A 652-nucleotide genomic window follows, 5' to 3' on the forward strand; every position below is an offset into this window, starting at 1 on the left:
TCCGCTGGTACAGCGCATCGAGCTGCGCCCGACTCTCCTCGTTGGCGAGCATTTTGCCGAACGGCTCGGGCATGGCTTTCAGTTGCTGCAGCAGGTCGGCGTAACCGGCGTCGACGCGCTTGGCCAGATCAGCCTGCTCAGCGCCGAGCAGCGCGCGCAGACCGTCCTGGTCGGCACCCAGCCAGAGGCTTTCGGCGCCTTTGACGGTGGCAGCGATATTGCTCAGGGTCGTGTCGCTGCGCCAGCCGTCGGCCTGGTACGGCTGCGGATGGCCTTTGGTCTGGCGGCCGAGCGGCGCGCCGAGCTTCTTCTTCAGGCCGTCGAGGGCCGTGACCTGAACCCGCAGCAGTTCGGCGATGGCTTCGCTCGGTTCGGCATAGCGCTCGTTGGGAAAGCTGCGCAGCTGATCGGCCATGCCGTCCTTGTCCTGCCATTGCTGCAGGACGCTGGCTGCAAGCTGCTGCTGGTGCTCGCCGATGGCTGTCAGCAAGGGGCAGTAGCGCGTCCTGGTAGTGGGGTCGGCGAGGTCGATGCTGCTGTCGAAAAGGACGTACTCGTAGGCGCTCAGGCCCTGCACCACGACGCTGGCGTTATCCAGATCGGCCTGGGTCAGCTCGGGCTTGGTCTTGAGCAGTGCCGTGACCTGGCGTGC

General features: G+C 66.3%; 1 protein-coding gene. It reads right to left on the bottom strand.

What is annotated here, in order from left to right; all coding sequences use genetic code 11:
* Positions 1-652: imelysin family protein (locus CXQ94_RS23800; RefSeq protein WP_219817119.1), on the bottom strand; the 652-nt coding region annotated here is incomplete at both ends.

The sequence above is a fragment of the Arthrobacter sp. GMC3 genome (genome assembly GCF_002929305.1).
Taxonomy (GTDB): Bacteria; Actinomycetota; Actinomycetes; order Actinomycetales; family Micrococcaceae; genus Specibacter.